The 15,898-nt window shown below is 67.5% G+C and carries 16 protein-coding genes; 7 read left to right on the top strand and 9 right to left on the bottom strand.

Features of this window, described 5'->3' with window-relative positions; translation table 11 throughout:
- Positions 1–12: 12 nt before the first annotated feature.
- From GGR47_RS12210 to GGR47_RS12195, 4 genes are all read right to left on the bottom strand, one after another.
- Positions 13–534: a GNAT family N-acetyltransferase gene (locus GGR47_RS12210; RefSeq protein WP_147035914.1), complete on the bottom strand. Its 522-nt coding sequence runs from the start codon at positions 532–534 to the stop codon at positions 13–15.
- Positions 534–956, bottom strand: a complete 423-nt coding sequence (ndk, locus tag GGR47_RS12205) for a nucleoside-diphosphate kinase (RefSeq protein ID WP_017978843.1) — start codon at positions 954–956, stop codon at positions 534–536. Before ndk ends, GGR47_RS12210 begins: the two co-directional genes overlap by 1 nt.
- A gap of 87 nt (positions 957–1,043) precedes the next feature.
- Positions 1,044–1,484, bottom strand: a complete 441-nt coding sequence (locus GGR47_RS12200) for a DNA polymerase III subunit chi (RefSeq protein ID WP_147035915.1) — start codon at positions 1,482–1,484, stop codon at positions 1,044–1,046.
- A gap of 53 nt (positions 1,485–1,537) precedes the next feature.
- Positions 1,538–3,010: a leucyl aminopeptidase gene (locus GGR47_RS12195; protein WP_147035916.1), complete on the bottom strand. Its 1,473-nt coding sequence runs from the start codon at positions 3,008–3,010 to the stop codon at positions 1,538–1,540.
- Positions 3,011–3,171: 161 nt separating this feature from the next.
- Between GGR47_RS12195 and GGR47_RS12190 the strand changes: the two genes are divergently transcribed.
- The 4 genes from GGR47_RS12190 to rsmA all read left to right on the top strand — a co-directional run bounded on the left by GGR47_RS12190 (position 3,172) and on the right by rsmA (position 8,723).
- Positions 3,172–5,424 (top strand): LPS-assembly protein LptD, encoded by a 2,253-nt coding sequence (locus GGR47_RS12190; protein ID WP_147035917.1) that lies wholly within the window; start codon positions 3,172–3,174, stop codon positions 5,422–5,424.
- An 83-nt stretch (positions 5,425–5,507) separates the two neighbouring features.
- Positions 5,508–6,875, top strand: a complete 1,368-nt coding sequence (locus GGR47_RS12185; protein WP_063689291.1) for a peptidylprolyl isomerase — start codon at positions 5,508–5,510, stop codon at positions 6,873–6,875.
- A gap of 1 nt (position 6,876) precedes the next feature.
- Positions 6,877–7,872 (top strand): 4-hydroxythreonine-4-phosphate dehydrogenase PdxA, encoded by a 996-nt coding sequence (gene pdxA / locus GGR47_RS12180; protein ID WP_017978848.1) that lies wholly within the window; start codon positions 6,877–6,879, stop codon positions 7,870–7,872.
- Positions 7,869–8,723, top strand: a complete 855-nt coding sequence (gene rsmA / locus GGR47_RS12175; RefSeq protein WP_147035918.1) for a 16S rRNA (adenine(1518)-N(6)/adenine(1519)-N(6))-dimethyltransferase RsmA — start codon at positions 7,869–7,871, stop codon at positions 8,721–8,723. Before pdxA ends, rsmA begins: the two co-directional genes overlap by 4 nt.
- On the opposite strand, the gene GGR47_RS12170 is transcribed toward rsmA, so the two are convergent.
- The 3 genes from GGR47_RS12170 to guaB are packed head-to-tail and all read right to left on the bottom strand — an operon-like array spanning position 8,720 to position 11,882.
- A complete protein-coding gene (locus GGR47_RS12170) occupies positions 8,720–9,220 on the bottom strand; it encodes a tetratricopeptide repeat protein (protein WP_020486501.1) in 501 nt (166 codons plus the stop codon). The two genes, rsmA and GGR47_RS12170, sit on opposite strands and share 4 nt — an antisense overlap.
- 31 nt (positions 9,221–9,251) lie before the next feature.
- On the bottom strand, positions 9,252–10,424 hold the full coding sequence (locus GGR47_RS12165) for an RsmB/NOP family class I SAM-dependent RNA methyltransferase (protein WP_147035919.1): 1,173 nt from the start codon (positions 10,422–10,424) through the stop codon (positions 9,252–9,254).
- Positions 10,425–11,882 carry an IMP dehydrogenase gene (guaB, locus tag GGR47_RS12160; RefSeq protein WP_017978852.1) on the bottom strand — a complete coding sequence of 486 codons (1,458 nt, stop codon included), beginning with the start codon at positions 11,880–11,882 and terminating at the stop codon, positions 10,425–10,427.
- A gap of 150 nt (positions 11,883–12,032) precedes the next feature.
- On the opposite strand from guaB, the gene GGR47_RS12155 reads away from it, so the two are divergent.
- The 3 genes from GGR47_RS12155 to GGR47_RS12145 all read left to right on the top strand — a co-directional run bounded on the left by GGR47_RS12155 (position 12,033) and on the right by GGR47_RS12145 (position 13,973).
- Entirely contained in the window at positions 12,033–13,004 is a 972-nt protein-coding gene (locus tag GGR47_RS12155; RefSeq protein ID WP_147035920.1) for an SPFH domain-containing protein, read from the top strand.
- Positions 13,001–13,453: an NfeD family protein gene (locus GGR47_RS12150; RefSeq protein ID WP_147035921.1), complete on the top strand. Its 453-nt coding sequence runs from the start codon at positions 13,001–13,003 to the stop codon at positions 13,451–13,453. Before GGR47_RS12155 ends, GGR47_RS12150 begins: the two co-directional genes overlap by 4 nt.
- Positions 13,454–13,532: 79 nt before the next feature.
- Positions 13,533–13,973: an acyl-CoA thioesterase gene (locus GGR47_RS12145; protein ID WP_017978855.1), complete on the top strand. Its 441-nt coding sequence runs from the start codon at positions 13,533–13,535 to the stop codon at positions 13,971–13,973.
- 7 nt (positions 13,974–13,980) lie between these two features.
- Here the strand turns inward: GGR47_RS12145 and GGR47_RS12140 are convergent, their stop codons facing one another.
- Both GGR47_RS12140 and GGR47_RS12135 read right to left on the bottom strand, forming a co-directional pair.
- The gene (locus GGR47_RS12140; RefSeq protein WP_147035922.1) at positions 13,981–14,625 is read right to left on the bottom strand and encodes a class I SAM-dependent methyltransferase; all 645 of its coding nucleotides are present in this window, start codon (positions 14,623–14,625) and stop codon (positions 13,981–13,983) included.
- Positions 14,618–15,838, bottom strand: a complete 1,221-nt coding sequence (locus GGR47_RS12135; RefSeq protein WP_147035923.1) for a BtaA family protein — start codon at positions 15,836–15,838, stop codon at positions 14,618–14,620. The genes GGR47_RS12140 and GGR47_RS12135 overlap by 8 nt, the downstream gene beginning before the upstream one ends.
- Positions 15,839–15,898: the final 60 nt, after the last annotated feature.

Below are 15,898 nucleotides of genomic sequence, written 5' to 3'. Positions count from 1 at the left end.
TCGGGAGGGGGCTTACAGCGGACGTGCGTAGATCACGTCATCGCACAAAGCGCTACCGACGCGATATTGGCGCGTTCCGACGACCTCGAAGCCTTGCCGTTCGTAAAAGGCGCGCGCACGGGCGTTACGGCCCAACACGCCGAGCAACAGGCGTGTTTTGCCCATCACGATGGCGTCAGCGACGGCCCGTTGCATGAGGACGCGACCAAGGCCGGTGCCCTGCGCGAGTGGCAAAGTGTAAATGCGGCGCAGCTCGATATCGCTGCCGTGCGTGTCGACCGGCAGGTCGGGCGTGGTCAAAACGCTGTAGCCGACGGGGGCCGCGCCGATCGGATGGTCCGCAAGCATGACGACGCTGCCGGGATCGCCGATCCATGCCGCGAAGGTCGCGGGCGCGCTATTTTTCGCAACATGCGCGACGATGTCGGCGCCATCGAGGATGCCGGCGAAAGTCGCCAGAAAGCTGGCGCCGGCAACCAAAGCGGCCGCGGGCGCATCCTCGACGGACGCACGCCGCAGCCGCCAGTCGGTCATCAGCCGACGATCTCTTCGGGCTTGAAGAAGTAGGCGATCTCGATTTCGGCGTTTTCGTCCGAATCCGAACCGTGGACCGTGTTGGCCTCGATCGACTCGGCGAGCTCCTTGCGGATCGTGCCGGCCTCGGCATTCGCCGGGTTCGTCGCGCCCATGATGTCGCGGTTACGCTGCATCGCGTTCTCGCCCTCGAGCACCTGCACGACGACCGGACCCGAGATCATGAACTCGACCAGATCGTTGAAGAAGGGGCGCTCCTTATGGACCGCGTAGAAGCCCTCGGCCTGCTCGCGGGTCATGTGGATACGCTTCGACGCGACGACGCGCAGACCGGCGTCCTCCAGCATCTTGGTGACCGCGCCGGTCAGGTTGCGGCGGGTAGCGTCGGGCTTGATGATCGAAAAGGTACGGGTCGCGGCCATGATGGTCACGGGCTCCTGTGATTTGGGAGGGGTTTGAAAGTGGCGCCGCCCTAGTCGCGGGGCGGCGGCTTTGCAACCGCTTCGGGTTCAGGCGGCCTGTTCCCAACGGCCGGTATCGGACTGTTTCCAATAGCGCCGCTCCACCCCATCGCGGCCACCGAGCGCACGCCAAGCCTCTCTCGCGGCGCCGATGTGCTCGTCCTCGAAGAAGTGGAAGGCGCGATCGAAGGCCAGGGCCTCGTCGCGCCACAGGCCGTCGACCAGCGCGACGTGGCGGGCATCGTTGGCCGGCGTGACCGCGGGCGCCAGCAGCACCGGCTGTACGCTGTCATCCCCAGCCCCCGCCTGCGCGTGCGGCAGGAAGCTGTCGGGGCGGTAGGTCCACAGCAGGCGGTCGAGATCGGCCCGTTGCTCGTTGCGCGCGCTGACGATCAGCAGACGCGCGCCGCTTTCCACGACCTTCGCCGCAATCTGCGGCAGCGCGCGGTCGAGGGGCGTCGCGGTGAGGTGGTAAAAGTCGACCTGCATGCCGGGGGTGTAGCCTGCCGAAGGGCATGGCTCCACCCCCGCATCGCTGTGGCTTATCCTTCGAAATGCTCCGCGACGAGGCGGTCGAGCAGCTTCACGCCATAGCCCGTCGCGCCCTTGTCGTAGGTCGCGGCGGCCTTGTCGCTCCATACCATGCCGGCGATGTCGAGGTGCGCCCAATGCACGCCCTCATCGACGAAGCGCTGGATGAACTGCGCCGCGGTGATCGAACCGGCGCCGCGCGGGCCGACGTTCTTCATGTCGGCGATCGGGGAATCGATCAGCTTGTTGTACGTGTCGGACAGCGGGAAGCGCCACAATTTGTCGCCGGTCGCCGTGCCGGCGGCGAGCAGCTTGTCGGCAAGGCCGTCGTCGTTGGAGAACAGGCCGCCATATTCGTTGCCCAGGCTGACGATCATCGCGCCGGTCAGCGTGGCGAGATCGATGATGGTCTTCGGCCGGAACGTCTTCTGCGTCCAGGTGATCGCATCGCACAGCACCAGCCGCCCTTCGGCATCGGTGTTGAGGATTTCGATCGTCTGGCCGGACATGGAGGTCACGACGTCACCGGGGCGCTGCGCGTTGCCGTCGGGCATGTTCTCGACGAGGCCCATCACGCCGACGACGTTGACCTTCGCCTTGCGCGCGGCGAGCGCCTTCATCGTGCCCGCGACCGCACCGGCGCCGCCCATGTCCCACTTCATGTCTTCCATGCCCGCGCCGGGCTTCAGCGAGATGCCGCCGGTGTCGAACGTCACGCCCTTGCCGACCAGCGCGAGCGTGGGATCGCCCTCGCCTGCGCCGTTCCACTTGAGCGCCAGAATGCGTGCGTCGCGCACCGACCCCTGGCTGACGCCGAGCAACGCGCCCATGCCATGTTCGCGCATCTCGTCCTCGCCAAGGACGATGATCTCGAGGCCCAATCCCTCGACCGATTCGCGGACCTGCTCGACGAAGGTTTCGGGGTAGAGGATGTTGGGCGGCGCGGCGACGAGGTTGCGGGTGAGTTCGAGGCCCTGCGTCACGGCGTCCTGGGCGGCCCATGCGGCGTCGGTGCCGTCGGGGGCCCCGGCGATCGTCAGCGTGGTCAGGCTCACCTTCTGCTTGTCGGTCAGCTTGGTGCGATAATGATCGTAGCGCCATGCGCGCTGGGCGGCGGCGGCGGCGAAACGCGCGGCGGCCTGCGGGGTGGCGTCCGCGCCGCTCAGGTCGGCGACCAATTCGGTCGCACCCGAGGTCAGCAACCGCGCGACCAGCGCGCCGCCCGCCTTGCTCCAGCCGGCTTCGTCACCGGATCCGACGCCGACCAACAGCAGCTGCTTTGCCTGACCGTCATCCGCGACGAACAGTTCGACGATCGCGCCGGCCTCGCCGTCGAACCGTGCCGCCTTGGCCGCGGCATCGGCGATCGCGCGATGACCTTCATCCAGACCGCCCCATTGCCCGCGACCGACAGCATCCTTGTCGATTGGAAGCGCCAGAATGGCGGGCGCGCTCGGCGCAGTGGAGGTGAAGGCAATCTGCATCTTTCGACTTTCCGACAACGACTATGACTGATGCCCGATCTAGGATCGCAGGTGGTGAAGCACAACGATTGCAGGTGCGCATCAGGGGTGCGATAGGCGGCAGACGTGCGGCGTCGATCAGGGCGAGGCCGTGGTGTACGGAAAAGGGTGCCGGGATCATCGTGTTGCGTTTCGACCTACTGGCCGGCTGTGCGCTCGCCGCGACCCTGTTCGCCGGATCGGCGCATGCGCAGGACCTGCAGAGCCGCCCCGTCGCGCCGCCGTCCTCCAGCGATCCGGCTCTGTCTGCGCCTGCGGCCAAGCCCAACGATGCCGAGCAGGTGCAGTTCAGCGCCGGCAGCCTGGAATATGATACGAACACCGACATCGTCACCGCACTGACCGACGTGCGGATGTTCCGGCAGGGCGATCGCCTGCGCGCCGACAAGGTGGTGTGGAACCGGAAGACCGGGCGTGTCGTCGCCACCGGCAATATCGCGGTCACCAACCCGGAAGGTGACGTTGCCTACGGCGATTCGATCGAGCTGACCGATTCGATGAAGGACGGCGTCGTCGAGAATATGCTCGTCGTGCTGGAACAGGGCGGGCGCATGGCGGCCGAGCGCGGGCAGCGCTACGCCGACGGCACGCTCCAGCTCGACAAGGCCGCCTATACGCCCTGCACTGTGACCAATCCGCAAGGCTGCCCCAAGGAGCCGTCGTGGAAGATCACGGCGATCCGCATCACCTATCGCCCGGATCGCGAGCGCGTGTATTTCGGCGGCGGCCAATTCCATCTGTTCGGCCTACCCGCGCTTCCCCTGCCCGCCTTCTCCCTGCCGATCGGCGGCAAGGCGGAAAGCGGCCTGCTGGCGCCCGATTTCCAGCTCGACCGGGTCAACGGCCTCGAACTGGTCGCGCCCTATTATTTCCGGCTCGCGCCCAACAAGGGGCTGACGCTGACGCCGCACGTCTTCTCGGCCGTCTTGCCGATGATGGAGGCGCAATATGAGGCGCTCGGCACCAACGGCGCCTTCCGCATCACGGCCTATGGCACCGAAAGCCGGCGCAGCGACGATCTGGTCACGATCACTCCGACCGATACCGAGCGCGCCTTGCGCGGCTATATCGATGGCGTCGCCCGCTATCAGCTGTCGCCCTATTGGAGCGTCAGCGGATCGGTGCGCCTGGCGAGCGACCGCACGTTCCTGCGCCGCTACAACATCTCGCGCGACGACCGGCTGCGCACGACGGCGTCGCTGGAGCGGATCGACCCCAATACCTATTTCGCGCTGACCGGCTGGTACGTGCAGTCGATGCGCGTCAACGATCCGCAGGGGACGCAGCCGATCGCGCTGCCCGAGCTCGATTTCCGCAAGCGGATGGACCTGGCCGGCGGGCGCTTTCAGCTTCAGGCCAACACGCTCGCCCTCACCCGCACCGCCGGGCAGGATACGCAGCGCGCGTTCGTCGCGGGCCAGTGGGACCTTCGTCGCCTGACCAATTGGGGCCAGGAAGTGACGCTGACCGGCTATGCCCGTCTCGACGCGTACAACACGCATGATACGCAGCTGACCAGCGTCGCCAGCTATCGTGGGCTGGAGGGGTTCCAGACGCGCGCGATCGGTGCGGTGGCGGTGGATGTGAAGTGGCCGTTCGTCGGTAGCTTCCTGGGCGGCACGCAGCGCCTGACGCCACGGGTGCAGATCGTCGGTGCGCCGCGGATCGCGAACCTCGCCGTGCCGAACGAGGATGCGCGGGCCGTCGACCTCGAGGATTCGAACCTGTTCGCGCTCAATCGCTTTGCCGGGTACGACCGGTTCGAGGACAGCAGCCGCGCGACCTATGGCGCGGAATGGTCCGTCGCGCTGCCCGGCGCGACGCTGGATGCGGTGATCGGCCAGAGCTATCGCCTGTCGGAACGGCCGACCATCCTGCCGAGCGGCACGGGCCTGTCGGATCGCTTTTCCGACATCGTCGGCCGGACGACGCTGCGCATCCGCGATTTCGTGTCGATCACGCATCGTTACCGCCTCGACAAGGACGGGCTGGCCGTGCGCCGCAACGAAGTGGATGCGACGATCGGATCGCGCTCCACCTATGTCATGGCGGGCTATCTGCGGCTCAACCGCAATATCTTCCCCGAGATCGAGGATTTGCAGGATCGCGAGGAATTGCGCCTTGCCGGCCGCGTCCAGTTCGCACGCTTCTGGTCGGCGTTCGGGTCGACCGTCATCGATCTGACCGACCGCAACGAAGACCCGTTGTCGCTGTCCGACGGATTCGATCCGATCCGCCACCGTATCGGTGTGCAGTACGAGGACGATTGCATCCGGCTGGGGGCAACGTGGCGCCGCGATTATCAGGATACGGGCGACGCCCGCTCGGGCAACAGCTTCCTGTTGACGCTGGCATTGACCAACCTCGGCCGCTAAGCCGAAGTTCAGCTGCGACGGGGCAAGACGGGCCGCAAGGCCGTGCTGCGGCGCGCCCGCGCTTTTTGGGGTAACGGAACGACGTGACGCACAACATTCGACGCAATCTCCGCGGCAAGGCCGTGCGCCTGCTCGGCTGGACCGCGCTGGCCGCTTTCAGCACCGGCGCGATCGCGCAGACGGTCGCCGATCAGCAGGTGCCCGACACGAACCTGAACATCCCCGCGAACCTGCAGATTTTCGGCAAGCTCGACCCCAACATCCGCAAGCCGACCGCGATCGTCAACGACACGGTCATCACCGGCACCGACGTCGACCAGCGCCTGGCGCTCACCGTCTTCAACAATGGCGGCCGCACGCCCCCGCCCGACCAGATCGACGAGTTCAAGCTCCAGATCCTGCGCCAGCTGATCGACGAGACGCTGGAAATCCAGGAGGCGAAGAGCGCCGAAATCACCGTGACACAGGCCGAGCTCGACCAGAGCGAGGCGGGCCTTGCCAAGCGGTTCAACATGACCGTGCCGCAGCTGCGCGTCGCGTTGCGCAAGGCGGGCTCGTCGGAACGCTCGCTGCGTCGTGCGATCGAGGGCGAATTGGCCTGGAGCCGTTACCTGCGCCGCAAGATCGAGCCGTTCGTCAACGTCGGCGACGAAGAGGTGTCGGCGATCCAGAAGCGGATCGAGGCATCGCGCGGCACCGAGGAATATAACCTCAAGGAAATCTACCTGAGCGCCAATGACGCGAATCGCGCGCAGGTGTTCGCCAAGGCCAAGCAGATCATCGGCGAAATCCAGAAGGCGCAGCAGCCCTTCGAACTGTTCGCGCGCAACTATTCCGAAGCCTCGACGCGCGGCGTCGGTGGCGATCTCGGCTGGATCCGCCTCGTCACGCTGCCGCAGCCGCTCGCAGAGGCGACGCAGCAGATGCAGGTCGGCCAGATCGCCGGCCCGATCGAAACGCCGGGCGGCTTTTCGATCCTGTACCTCACCGACAAGCGGACGATCGGTGCGGCCGATCCGCGCGATGCGAAGCTGAGCCTGAAGCAGCTGACCGTCGCCTTCCCGGCGGGCACGACGCAGGCGCAGGCCTCGGCACGCGCCGCGACCTTCGCCAAGACGGTGCAATCGATCCAGGGCTGCGGCACCGTGGAAAAGATTGCTGCCGGCATCGGCGCCGAAGTGGTCGATAACGATTCGATCCGCATCCGCGACCTGCCCGCGCCACTTCAGGAAATTCTGCTGAAGATGCAGGTCGGTCAGGCGACCCCACCGTTCGGTTCGCCGACCGAAGGCGTGCGCGCGTTGGTGCTGTGCGGTCGTGACGATCCGCAGGCCTCTGTGGTGCCGGGCGCTGCCCAGATCCAGGGTCAGCTGGAGCAGCAGCGCGTCAACCTGCGCGCGCAGAGCAAGCTGCGCGACCTGCGTCGTGACGCGGTCATCGAGTATCGTTGATATGACGGGCGGGGCGGCGCTGGCGATTGCGATGGGCGACCCCGCGGGGGTCGGCCCGGAGATCATCGCCAAGAGCTGGGTGGTGCGCACGCTGCGCAGCCTGCCGCCCTTTGCGATGGTCGGCGATGCCGGCGCCGTCGCGCGTGTGTGGGATGGCCCGATCGAAGTGATCGACGACATCGCCGAGGCGCCCGTCGTGTTCGATCGGGCGCTTCCGGTTTTGGCGGTCGAGCCCGCTGGAGACGTGGTGCCGGGCACGGCCACGATTTCCGGCGCGCGGGCCGCGCTGAGCGCGCTGGAATGCGCGATCGCGCTCGCACAGCGTGGCGCAGCGAAGGCGTTGGTCACGGGACCGGTCTCCAAGGCGCAACTCTACGGCATCGGCTTCAACCAGCCGGGGCAGACGGAATTCGTCGCCGAACGCTGCGGCGTGGCCGCCGAGGATGCGGTGATGATGCTGGCGGGGCCGTCGCTGCGCGTCGTGCCGCTGACCGCGCATGTGCCGCTGGCGGCGGTGCCGTCGCTGCTATCGGTGGATCTGCTCGTGACGAAGGCACGGACGACCGCGACCGCCCTGCGGCGCGACTTCGGCATTGCCGCGCCGCGCCTGGCCTTTGCCGGCGTCAATCCGCATGCGGGCGAGAGCGGGACGATCGGACGCGAGGAGATCGACATTCTGGAGCCTGCGATCGCGCAGCTCCGCGCCGAGGGCATCGACGCCACCGGGCCGTTCGCGGCCGACACGCTGTTCCATGCCCGCGCACGCAAACATTATGATGCGGCTTTGTGCTGCTATCACGATCAGGCGCTGGTGCCGATCAAGACGCTCCATTTCGACGAGGGCGTCAACATGACGCTGGGCCTGCCGATCGTGCGGACCTCGCCCGATCATGGCACCGCGTTCAATCTGGCGGGCAGCGACCGGGCGCATCCCGGTGCGATGATCGCGGCGATCGCGATGGCGGGGCAGGCGGCGGACCGGCGCGCTCGGGCATGAGCGATGCCCCGGCGACCGGTGCGCCTGCGCCGACCCTGCCCCCCTTGCGCGACGTCATCGCCCGGCACGGTTTGAGCGCCAGCAAGGCGCTGGGGCAGAATTTCCTGTTCGATGGGCAGTTGCTCGCCCGCATCGCGGCGGTGCCGGGCCCTCTTGCAGGCGCCGAGGTGCTGGAGGTTGGCCCCGGTCCCGGTGGTCTGACGCGGACGCTGCTGGCGGCGGGGGCGCAGGTGACCGCGATCGAGCGCGACCGGCGCTGTATCCCAGCGCTGGCCGAACTCGGTGAAGCCTATCCGGGCAAGCTGCACGTCATCGAGGGCGACGCGCTGGAAATCGACGCGCCGACGCTGTTCGCGGGGCGGCCGCATATCGTCTCGAACCTCCCCTATAACGTTGGCACCGCGCTGCTGGTCGGCTGGTTGACCAGTGACTGGCAGCCGTGGTGGCAATCCTGCACGCTGATGTTCCAGAAGGAGGTGGCGGACCGGATCGTCGCCGACGCCGGGGACGATGCCTATGGCCGGCTCGCGGTGCTGAGCCAGTGGCGCTCGACCGCGCGGATCGCGATGCCGGTGCATCGCTCGGCCTTCACCCCGCCGCCCAAGGTGATGTCGGCCGTGGTGCATATCGTGCCGGGCGAAGCGCCGGACGGCGTTGATGTGCGCGTGCTGGAGCGGGTGACGGCTGCGGCCTTCGGCCAGCGGCGCAAGATGTTGCGCCAAAGCCTGAAGGGCGTGCCGGGCGCGCTCGCCGCGCTCGAGCGGCTTGGTATGGACGCCACCCGGCGGGCGGAAACGGTGAGCGTCGCGGAGTTCGTCGCCCTCGCGCGGGAGGTCGGCGCCGGCGCTTAGGGCTTGGCGGTCGCCGGCTTCGCGTCGTTCTGTGCCGTCGTCACCGGCGGGCCCTTGGCGATCACGGCGGCGAGTTCGTTGGCCTCCGGGCAGGCGCCCTTGCAGAGCGTGCGGATCTTGGCGAGGTTGCCCTTCGCCACCGCGACGGCGCCCTTCATCACCAGCGCCTCGCCCTGCCCGCGCAATGCGGCGACATCGTTGGGCTCGAGCGTCAGCGCCTCGCGATACAGGCGGATCGCCTTGCCGGGTAGCCCACGCGTTTCGGCGACCTGCGCCAGCGTGATAAACGCCTGACGGTTGCGCGGATCGACCGCGAGGGCGGTTTCGAGCAGGTCCGTCGCCTGATCGAGATTGCCGGCAGCTTTGGCGGAACGTCCTTCGCTCAGCAATTGCAACGACCGCGCGTCGATCTGGTCGTCGGGACGCTGGCCGCTGAGCGAGGTGGACACGCAGACGAGGGTCAGCGCAGCGGCAAGGGCGACGGACGTAACGCGCATGAAGGTCTCCACGGGGGGCACGCCCCGAGGACTAGCAGGCGCGGATCAGCCGCGCGACAAAAAATCCGTCGGTGCCATGGCTTGCCGGATCGAGCCGCAGACCGGCACCGCGCGGGCTGCCTGCCGGCAGATCGAGTGGTTCGGCGCGCCAGTCGGGATGATCGGCAAGGAACGCCTCCACCTGCCCGGCGCCTTCGGCATCGAGCAGCGAGCAGACGACATAGACCAATGCCCCGCCGGGTCGGACGAGCGCCGCCCCGACATCCAGCACATGACGCTGTTGCTCGGCGAAACGCGCAAGCCGGTCGGCGGTGAGCCGCCACCGCGCCTCGGGGTTGCGGCGCCAGGTTCCGGTGCCCGAACAGGGGGCATCGATCAGCACCGTGTCGGCCGTCTCCGCCCAGTCGGTCAGCGCCGCCGCCTCGCGCTTCGGATCGAGCAGGCGGGTTTCGACGATCGTCACGCCAGCCTTTTCGGCCCGCGGCGCCAGACGGGACAACCGCGCCCGGTCGATATCGGTGGCGAGGATGTGGCCCTCGTTCCGCATCGCTGCGGCGAGCGCCAGCGTTTTGCCACCACCGCCGGCGCACAGATCGGCAATGCGCTCGCCGGGCCGCGCACGGGCGGCGAGGCTGACGATCTGGCTGCCGGCATCCTGGACCTCGATCTGGCCCGCATAGGCATCGACGTTGGTGCCGGTCGGCAGGCGAAGCGCATCGGGCACGCCGGGGATCGGTTCGCCACCCAAGGCCTGAGCGATCGATGCCGGATCGGCGAACTGGCGATTGACGCGCACGTCCAGGGGCGCCCGGTCGATGAGGGCGGCCTGCTGATCGGGTGAGACGCCGGAGGCCGACAAGGCTGCCGCGAGCCACGAGGGCATGACACCGCTGGCCGCCACCGGTTCGTCCGCGCCGATCGGGGCCGGACCGTGCGCGGAGCCGTCGAAGGTCGCGGCGACCGCGGCGTCGCTTGCCGCGACCGACAGCATGGCGGCGCGGCCGGATGCCGGCACGTCCCCTGCCCGCCGAATCGCGGCATAGACGAGGTCGCGCACCGCGCGGCGATCCTTCGATCCCGCATAGCGGCGCGTCGCGAAATAGCGCGCGATCAACGTGTCTGCCGCCGCGCCGCCGCTGCGCGCGGCGTCGATCACCGCATCGAGCAACTCGATCGCAGCCTGGGTGCGGGCGGCGGGCGTCACTTAGCGGGTCGGATAATTGGGCGCTTCGCGCGTGATCGTCACGTCGTGGACGTGGCTTTCCTTCAGGCCCGCGCCGGTGATCTGGACGAATTGGGCACGCGTCTGGAGATCGGGGATCGTCGCCGAACCGGTATAGCCCATCGCTGCCTTGATGCCGCCGACCAGCTGGTGGATCACGTCCTTCGCCGGACCCTTGTAGGCGACCTGCCCCTCGATGCCCTCTGGCACCAGCTTCATCTGGTCCTTGATATCGCCCTGGAAATAGCGATCGGCCGAGCCGCGGCCCATCGCGCCGACCGAGCCCATGCCGCGATACGATTTATAGGCGCGGCCCTGGTAGAGGAAGGTCTCGCCCGGCGCTTCCTCGGTGCCCGCGAGCAAGGAGCCGACCATGCAGGTCGAGGCGCCCGCAGCAAGCGCCTTGGCGAGGTCGCCCGAGGTGCGCAGGCCACCATCGGCGATGACCGGCACGCCAGCCTTTGCCGCCGCCTCGGCGCAGTCCATGACGGCGGTCAGCTGCGGCACCCCCACGCCAGCGACGACGCGCGTGGTGCAGATCGAACCCGGGCCGATGCCGACCTTGATCCCGTCCGCCCCCGCGTCGATCAGCGCGCGCGTCGCTTCGCCGGTCGCGACGTTGCCGGCGACGACCTGCACCGAATTGCTGAGCTTCTTCACCCGCTCGACCGCGCGCGCGACGTCGCGATTGTGGCCGTGCGCGGTGTCGATGACGATCAGATCGCATTCGGCGTCGACCAGCGCCTCGGTCCGCTCGAAGCCCTTGTCGCCGACCGTCGTCGCGGAGGCGACGCGCAGGCGACCCGCGGCATCCTTCGTCGCCGAGGGATAGGTGACCGCCTTTTCGATGTCCTTCACCGTGATCAGGCCGACGCACCGATAGGCATCGTCGACGACCAGCAGCTTCTCGATCCGGCGCTGATGCAGCAGGCGGCGCGCCTCTTCCTGCCCGACGTCGGTGGTGACGGTGGCGAGATTCTCATGCGTCATCAATTCGGCGACGGGCTGCTTCGGATTGCCCGCGAAGCGCACGTCGCGGTTCGTCAGGATGCCGACGAGCTTGCCGTCGCGCTCGACGACCGGGATGCCGCTGATCCGATGATGCGCCATCAGCGCCTGCGCTTCGGCGAGCGTCGCGGTGGGGGCGATGGTGATCGGGTTGACCACCATGCCCGATTCGAAGCGCTTGACCTGCCGCACCGCAGCGACCTGTTCCTCGATCGACAGATTGCGGTGGAGCACGCCGATCCCGCCCAACTGCGCCATGACGATCGCCATGTCGGCCTCCGTCACGGTATCCATGGCGGACGAGAGGATCGGGATGTTGAGCGCGATGCCGCGCGTCAGCTGCGTGCGCGTATCCGCGGTGCTCGGCAGGATGTCCGACTCGCCCGGTACGAGCAATACGTCGTCGAAGGTGAGACCGAGCCGGATATCCAAGGTGCCATGTCCTCGCGGGAGGGGAGTAAGTGGCGGGCCATGTAACCGCAGTGCAGCAGAAGCGCTAGAGGGCCGTGCATGGCCGACGGACTGTGCTATCGTCGCACCACAGCGCGGGGCAGATTCGCGCGGCAAGGGGATACGACACCGATGGCCATTACGATCGCCGCCTTCGCCCTCGTCCTGGTGCTGTTCTACCTGATGACCAGTATCAAGATCGTCCGCCAAGGCTATCAATATACGATCGAACATTTCGGGCGTTACACGACCACGGCGAGCCCGGGCTTCAACTTCTACCCCGCCTTCTTCTATCGGGTCGGGCGCAAGATGAATATGATGGAGCAGGTGATCGACATTCCGGGTCAGGAGATCATCACCAAGGACAATGCGATCATCTCGACCGATGGCGTCGTCTTCTTCCAGGTGCTCGACGCGGCCAAGGCGGCATATGAAGTATCGAACCTCTATACCGCGCTGCTGCAGCTGACGACGACCAACCTGCGCACCGTGATGGGGTCGATGGACCTCGACGAAACGCTGTCGAAACGCGACGAGATCAACGCGCGACTGCTGTCGGTGGTCGATCATGCGACGGTGCCCTGGGGGGTCAAGATCACCCGCGTCGAGATCAAGGACATCCGCCCGCCGGCCGATATCGTCGCCGCCATGGGCCGGCAGATGAAGGCCGAACGCGAGAAGCGCGCCAACATCCTGGAGGCCGAGGGCGCGCGCGCATCGGAGATTTTGCGGGCAGAAGGCCAGAAGCAGGCGCGGATCCTGGAGGCGGAGGGACGGCGCGAGTCGGCTTATCGCGACTCCGAAGCGCGCGAACGCGCCGCAGAGGCCGAGGCGAAAGCGACGCGCGTCGTGTCGGAGGCGATCGAGCAAGGCGGGACGCAGGCGATCAACTATTTCGTCGCGCAGAAATATGTCGAGGCGGTCGGGAAGTTTGCGACCAGTCCCAACGCCAAGACGATCCTGTTCCCGGTGGAAGCGACGCAGCTGATCGGCACGCTGGGCGGCATTGGAGAGCTGGCGAAGGATGCGCTGGCGAAATCCCCTGCCCCCACCACGGCCAAGCCCGAACCAAAGCGCGGGCCGTTCGAATTGCCGCAGGCGTGACGCTCGACACGATCGGCGGGGCCGGCGGCGCGTGGCTCATCGCCGCGCTGGCGCTGGGCATTGCGGAACTGCTGATCCCCGGCGTGTTCGCGATCTTTCTGGCGGCGGCCGCAGCGGTCGTCGGCGCGGTCGTGCTGGTGGTGCCGGATCTGCCGCTGCCAGCCCAGATCGCGGCCTTCGCCGTCTGGAGCGTCATCGCCGTGCTGGTCGGTCGGCGCTGGTATCGGGACTTTCCCGTGTCGAGCAGCGACCCCAAGTTGAATGACCGGGCGGCGCGCCTGATCGGCGAGATCGTACTGGTCGACGTAGCGATCGGCGAGGCCGGTGGCCGGGTGCGGATCGGCGATGGCAGCTGGCCGGCGAGAGGACCGCATGCGGCAGTGGGGGACCGTGTCCGCATCGTTGCGGTCGACGGCGGCATGGTTACCGTCGAACAGGCGGGCGACTGACCGACGTTCACCGCGCCATTCGTCGCATCCATCCCGATCGGCCCTGTCAGATCGCGCGCGAACTGCTATATCGACAGGCGTGACGCAGAGCATTCCGCATCAATTTCCGGTTCCGATCGATCCGGCCGACATCGACTTCATGGGGCACGTCAATAACGCAAGCTATCTGAAGTGGGTGCAGGACGCCGTCGTCAGCCATTGGCAGAAGCTCGCCCCCGCCGATGCGGTCGCCGCCCACCTGTGGGTCGCGCTGAAGCATGAGATCACCTATCGCAAGCCGACGTTCCTGGGCGACGACGTGATCGCGACGGTCTTGCTGGAAAAGGTCCAGGGCGCACGCGCCTTCTACGACACCGTCATCCGCCGCGGTGAAGAGGTGGTCGCCGAGGTGAAATCGAGCTGGTGCTGCCTCGATGCGGAAACGCTGCGGCCCGCACGGCTCGCGCGTGATATCGTCGAACGCTTCTTCCAGCTGGGCGAAGGGCCCCTGCCCGCCACGGGTCTGGTCGAACGCCGCTGACAACGACTCAGGCGATCGTCGCTTCGCAGGCGTAACCGCCCCATAACGCCCGCGTATCGGCCTGTCGGTTGGCTAGCGTGGCGAGGCTCGCGACCTCCTCCGCCAGATCGGCGCGCGGCGTCACGTCGAAATGGCCCAGCCAAGCAAGGAACGCCGTGCGCCACCACGCGGGCCAGCCGCCCTGCGTGCCGAAGTCCATCACCGCAAGCCGCCCGTTCGCTGCTGTGACCGCCAACCCTTGCTGCAACGCGGCGCGCCAGGGCGGGATCATCGACAGCGTATAGCTGAAGACGACGCGGTCGAAGCGCGCGAGGCCGAACAGCGCGACGGGATCGAAGTCAGCGGCATCGGCCTGCGCCAGCGTGATCCGACCGGACAGACCCGCCGCCGCAACCTTGGCCCGCGCCGTGGTCAGCATCGCGGCCGAGATATCGAGACCGTAGAAACGCGCATCCGGCCACGCCCGCGCCGCCCGGATCAGATTGCGTCCCGTCCCGCAGCCGACCTCCAGCACGGTCGCACCCGGCTGAAGGTCCAGACGATCGATCATCCGATCGCGCCCGAATAGATAATATTTGCGCGTCAGATCGTAGATGTGGCGCTGGCCCGCGTAGATGCGGTCCATCCGCGCGGCATGATCCACCTCACGCATCCTGCAAAATGTAGAGATGGACGCCGCCGTAGATCGCGGACCGATCCTGCGCGGTGAAGGCTTTCGACGCCTCGGCCTGATACGACCAGCGCGACAGGACGGAGTCGGGGATGCGGCCGGGGATGATGTCCGCCTCCCCGGCGGTGCGGAACAGGATGCGCGCGCCGGGGCGCGCCGTCCGGGTGATCTGCGTCCACAGCGCGGACAGTTGCGCGTCCGTCATCCAGTCCTGCGCGTCAAGCAGGATGTAGCGATCGCGCGAGGCATCGGGCATGCTCGCGAGATGCTCGGTCAGATTGGCATGGGCGAGCGTGATGCGGCCGACGCGGTCGACGATGGCGTCATAATGCTCGGCTTGCAGATAGGGCGGCAGCGGCGCGGCGGGGCCTTCGCCATACCGACGGCCGAAGGCCTGCCAGGCGAAATAATTGTCCTTGAGGTCGAAGCCACAGGCGAGCTTTTCCAGGCGCTGGCGCAGGACGCCGGCCATACGTGCCTCGCCGGCCAGCGCATCGAACTGCGCGGGGGGAATGCCAAGGCCGAACAGCGAGGCCGGCTGGTCGGTCAACCATTTGACGAAGCGCCGATCGAAGACGGGCGCGAATTTGTGATCGAAGATCGCGCGCTGTTCCTCGATCGATCGCGCATCGAGCAGCAGGCGCGGATCGACGCCGTTGAGCTTGGCGAGCAGATGCGCGGCGCCGATGAACCGGCCCAGCAGACCGCGCTTGTGAACGCCGTGCGCGAAGCCGCCGATGCGGCGTCGGCCGATCAGGTCGCGGCCTTCCCAATAGCGGCGCGTCGGCTCATCGATATGCGGGCGGATATAGCGCTGATAGGCGTCGAGATTGTCACGGCTGGCGGCGTGGCCGAAGAAGCGCAGGAAGCTCGCGTGATCCGGCAGGTGCCGGGCTGCGGCGAGCTTCAGCGTGCCGAGCGCGATATGCGCGGTGTTGAGATCGACCGCGGTGATCGCCGCCGGATTGGCGGTCAGATACGACAGCGCGTTGCAGCCGCCGGACGCGATGGTGACGACGTGGCAGTCCGGCGTGATCGCCAGCGCTGCCATATCGACGACCGGGTCTTCCCAGATCTGCGCATAGACGAGGCCGCGAAACGCCCAGGTGAAGGCGCGCTCCAGCAGGCCCTGTTTGGAAAGATGGCCATGCCGCTGCATCGCTGCGGCCACCGCCTTCTGCGTGTTACCCGTCATCTGCCCACCCCTCGGCTGTGCGTCGAGCGGCGCCATGCGCGCTGATTGTGACGCGCTGGG

The organism is Sphingomonas aquatilis (genome assembly GCF_014196115.1).
GTDB lineage: Bacteria > Pseudomonadota > Alphaproteobacteria > Sphingomonadales > Sphingomonadaceae > Sphingomonas > Sphingomonas aquatilis.
The sequence above is the reverse complement of the archived record's forward strand: the minus strand, read 5'-3'. Positions and strand labels throughout refer to the sequence as shown.

What these genes read in the sequence shown, in the direction of transcription:
- GGR47_RS12210 (WP_147035914.1), bottom strand. Translation starts at nt 534, where the DNA reads ATGACCGACTGGCGGCTGCGGCGTGCGTCCGTCGAGGATGCGCCCGCG.
- GGR47_RS12140 (WP_147035922.1), bottom strand. Translation starts at nt 14,625, where the DNA reads ATGCGTGAGGTGGATCATGCCGCGCGGATGGACCGCATCTACGCGGGC.
- rsmA (WP_147035918.1), top strand. Translation starts at nt 7,869, where the DNA reads ATGAGCGATGCCCCGGCGACCGGTGCGCCTGCGCCGACCCTGCCCCCC.
- GGR47_RS12170 (WP_020486501.1), bottom strand. Translation starts at nt 9,220, where the DNA reads ATGCGCGTTACGTCCGTCGCCCTTGCCGCTGCGCTGACCCTCGTCTGC.
- GGR47_RS12195 (WP_147035916.1), bottom strand. Translation starts at nt 3,010, where the DNA reads ATGCAGATTGCCTTCACCTCCACTGCGCCGAGCGCGCCCGCCATTCTG.
- ndk (WP_017978843.1), bottom strand. Translation starts at nt 956, where the DNA reads ATGGCCGCGACCCGTACCTTTTCGATCATCAAGCCCGACGCTACCCGC.
- GGR47_RS12135 (WP_147035923.1), bottom strand. Translation starts at nt 15,838, where the DNA reads ATGACGGGTAACACGCAGAAGGCGGTGGCCGCAGCGATGCAGCGGCAT.
- pdxA (WP_017978848.1), top strand. Translation starts at nt 6,877, where the DNA reads ATGACGGGCGGGGCGGCGCTGGCGATTGCGATGGGCGACCCCGCGGGG.
- GGR47_RS12200 (WP_147035915.1), bottom strand. Translation starts at nt 1,484, where the DNA reads ATGCAGGTCGACTTTTACCACCTCACCGCGACGCCCCTCGACCGCGCG.
- GGR47_RS12155 (WP_147035920.1), top strand. Translation starts at nt 12,033, where the DNA reads ATGGCCATTACGATCGCCGCCTTCGCCCTCGTCCTGGTGCTGTTCTAC.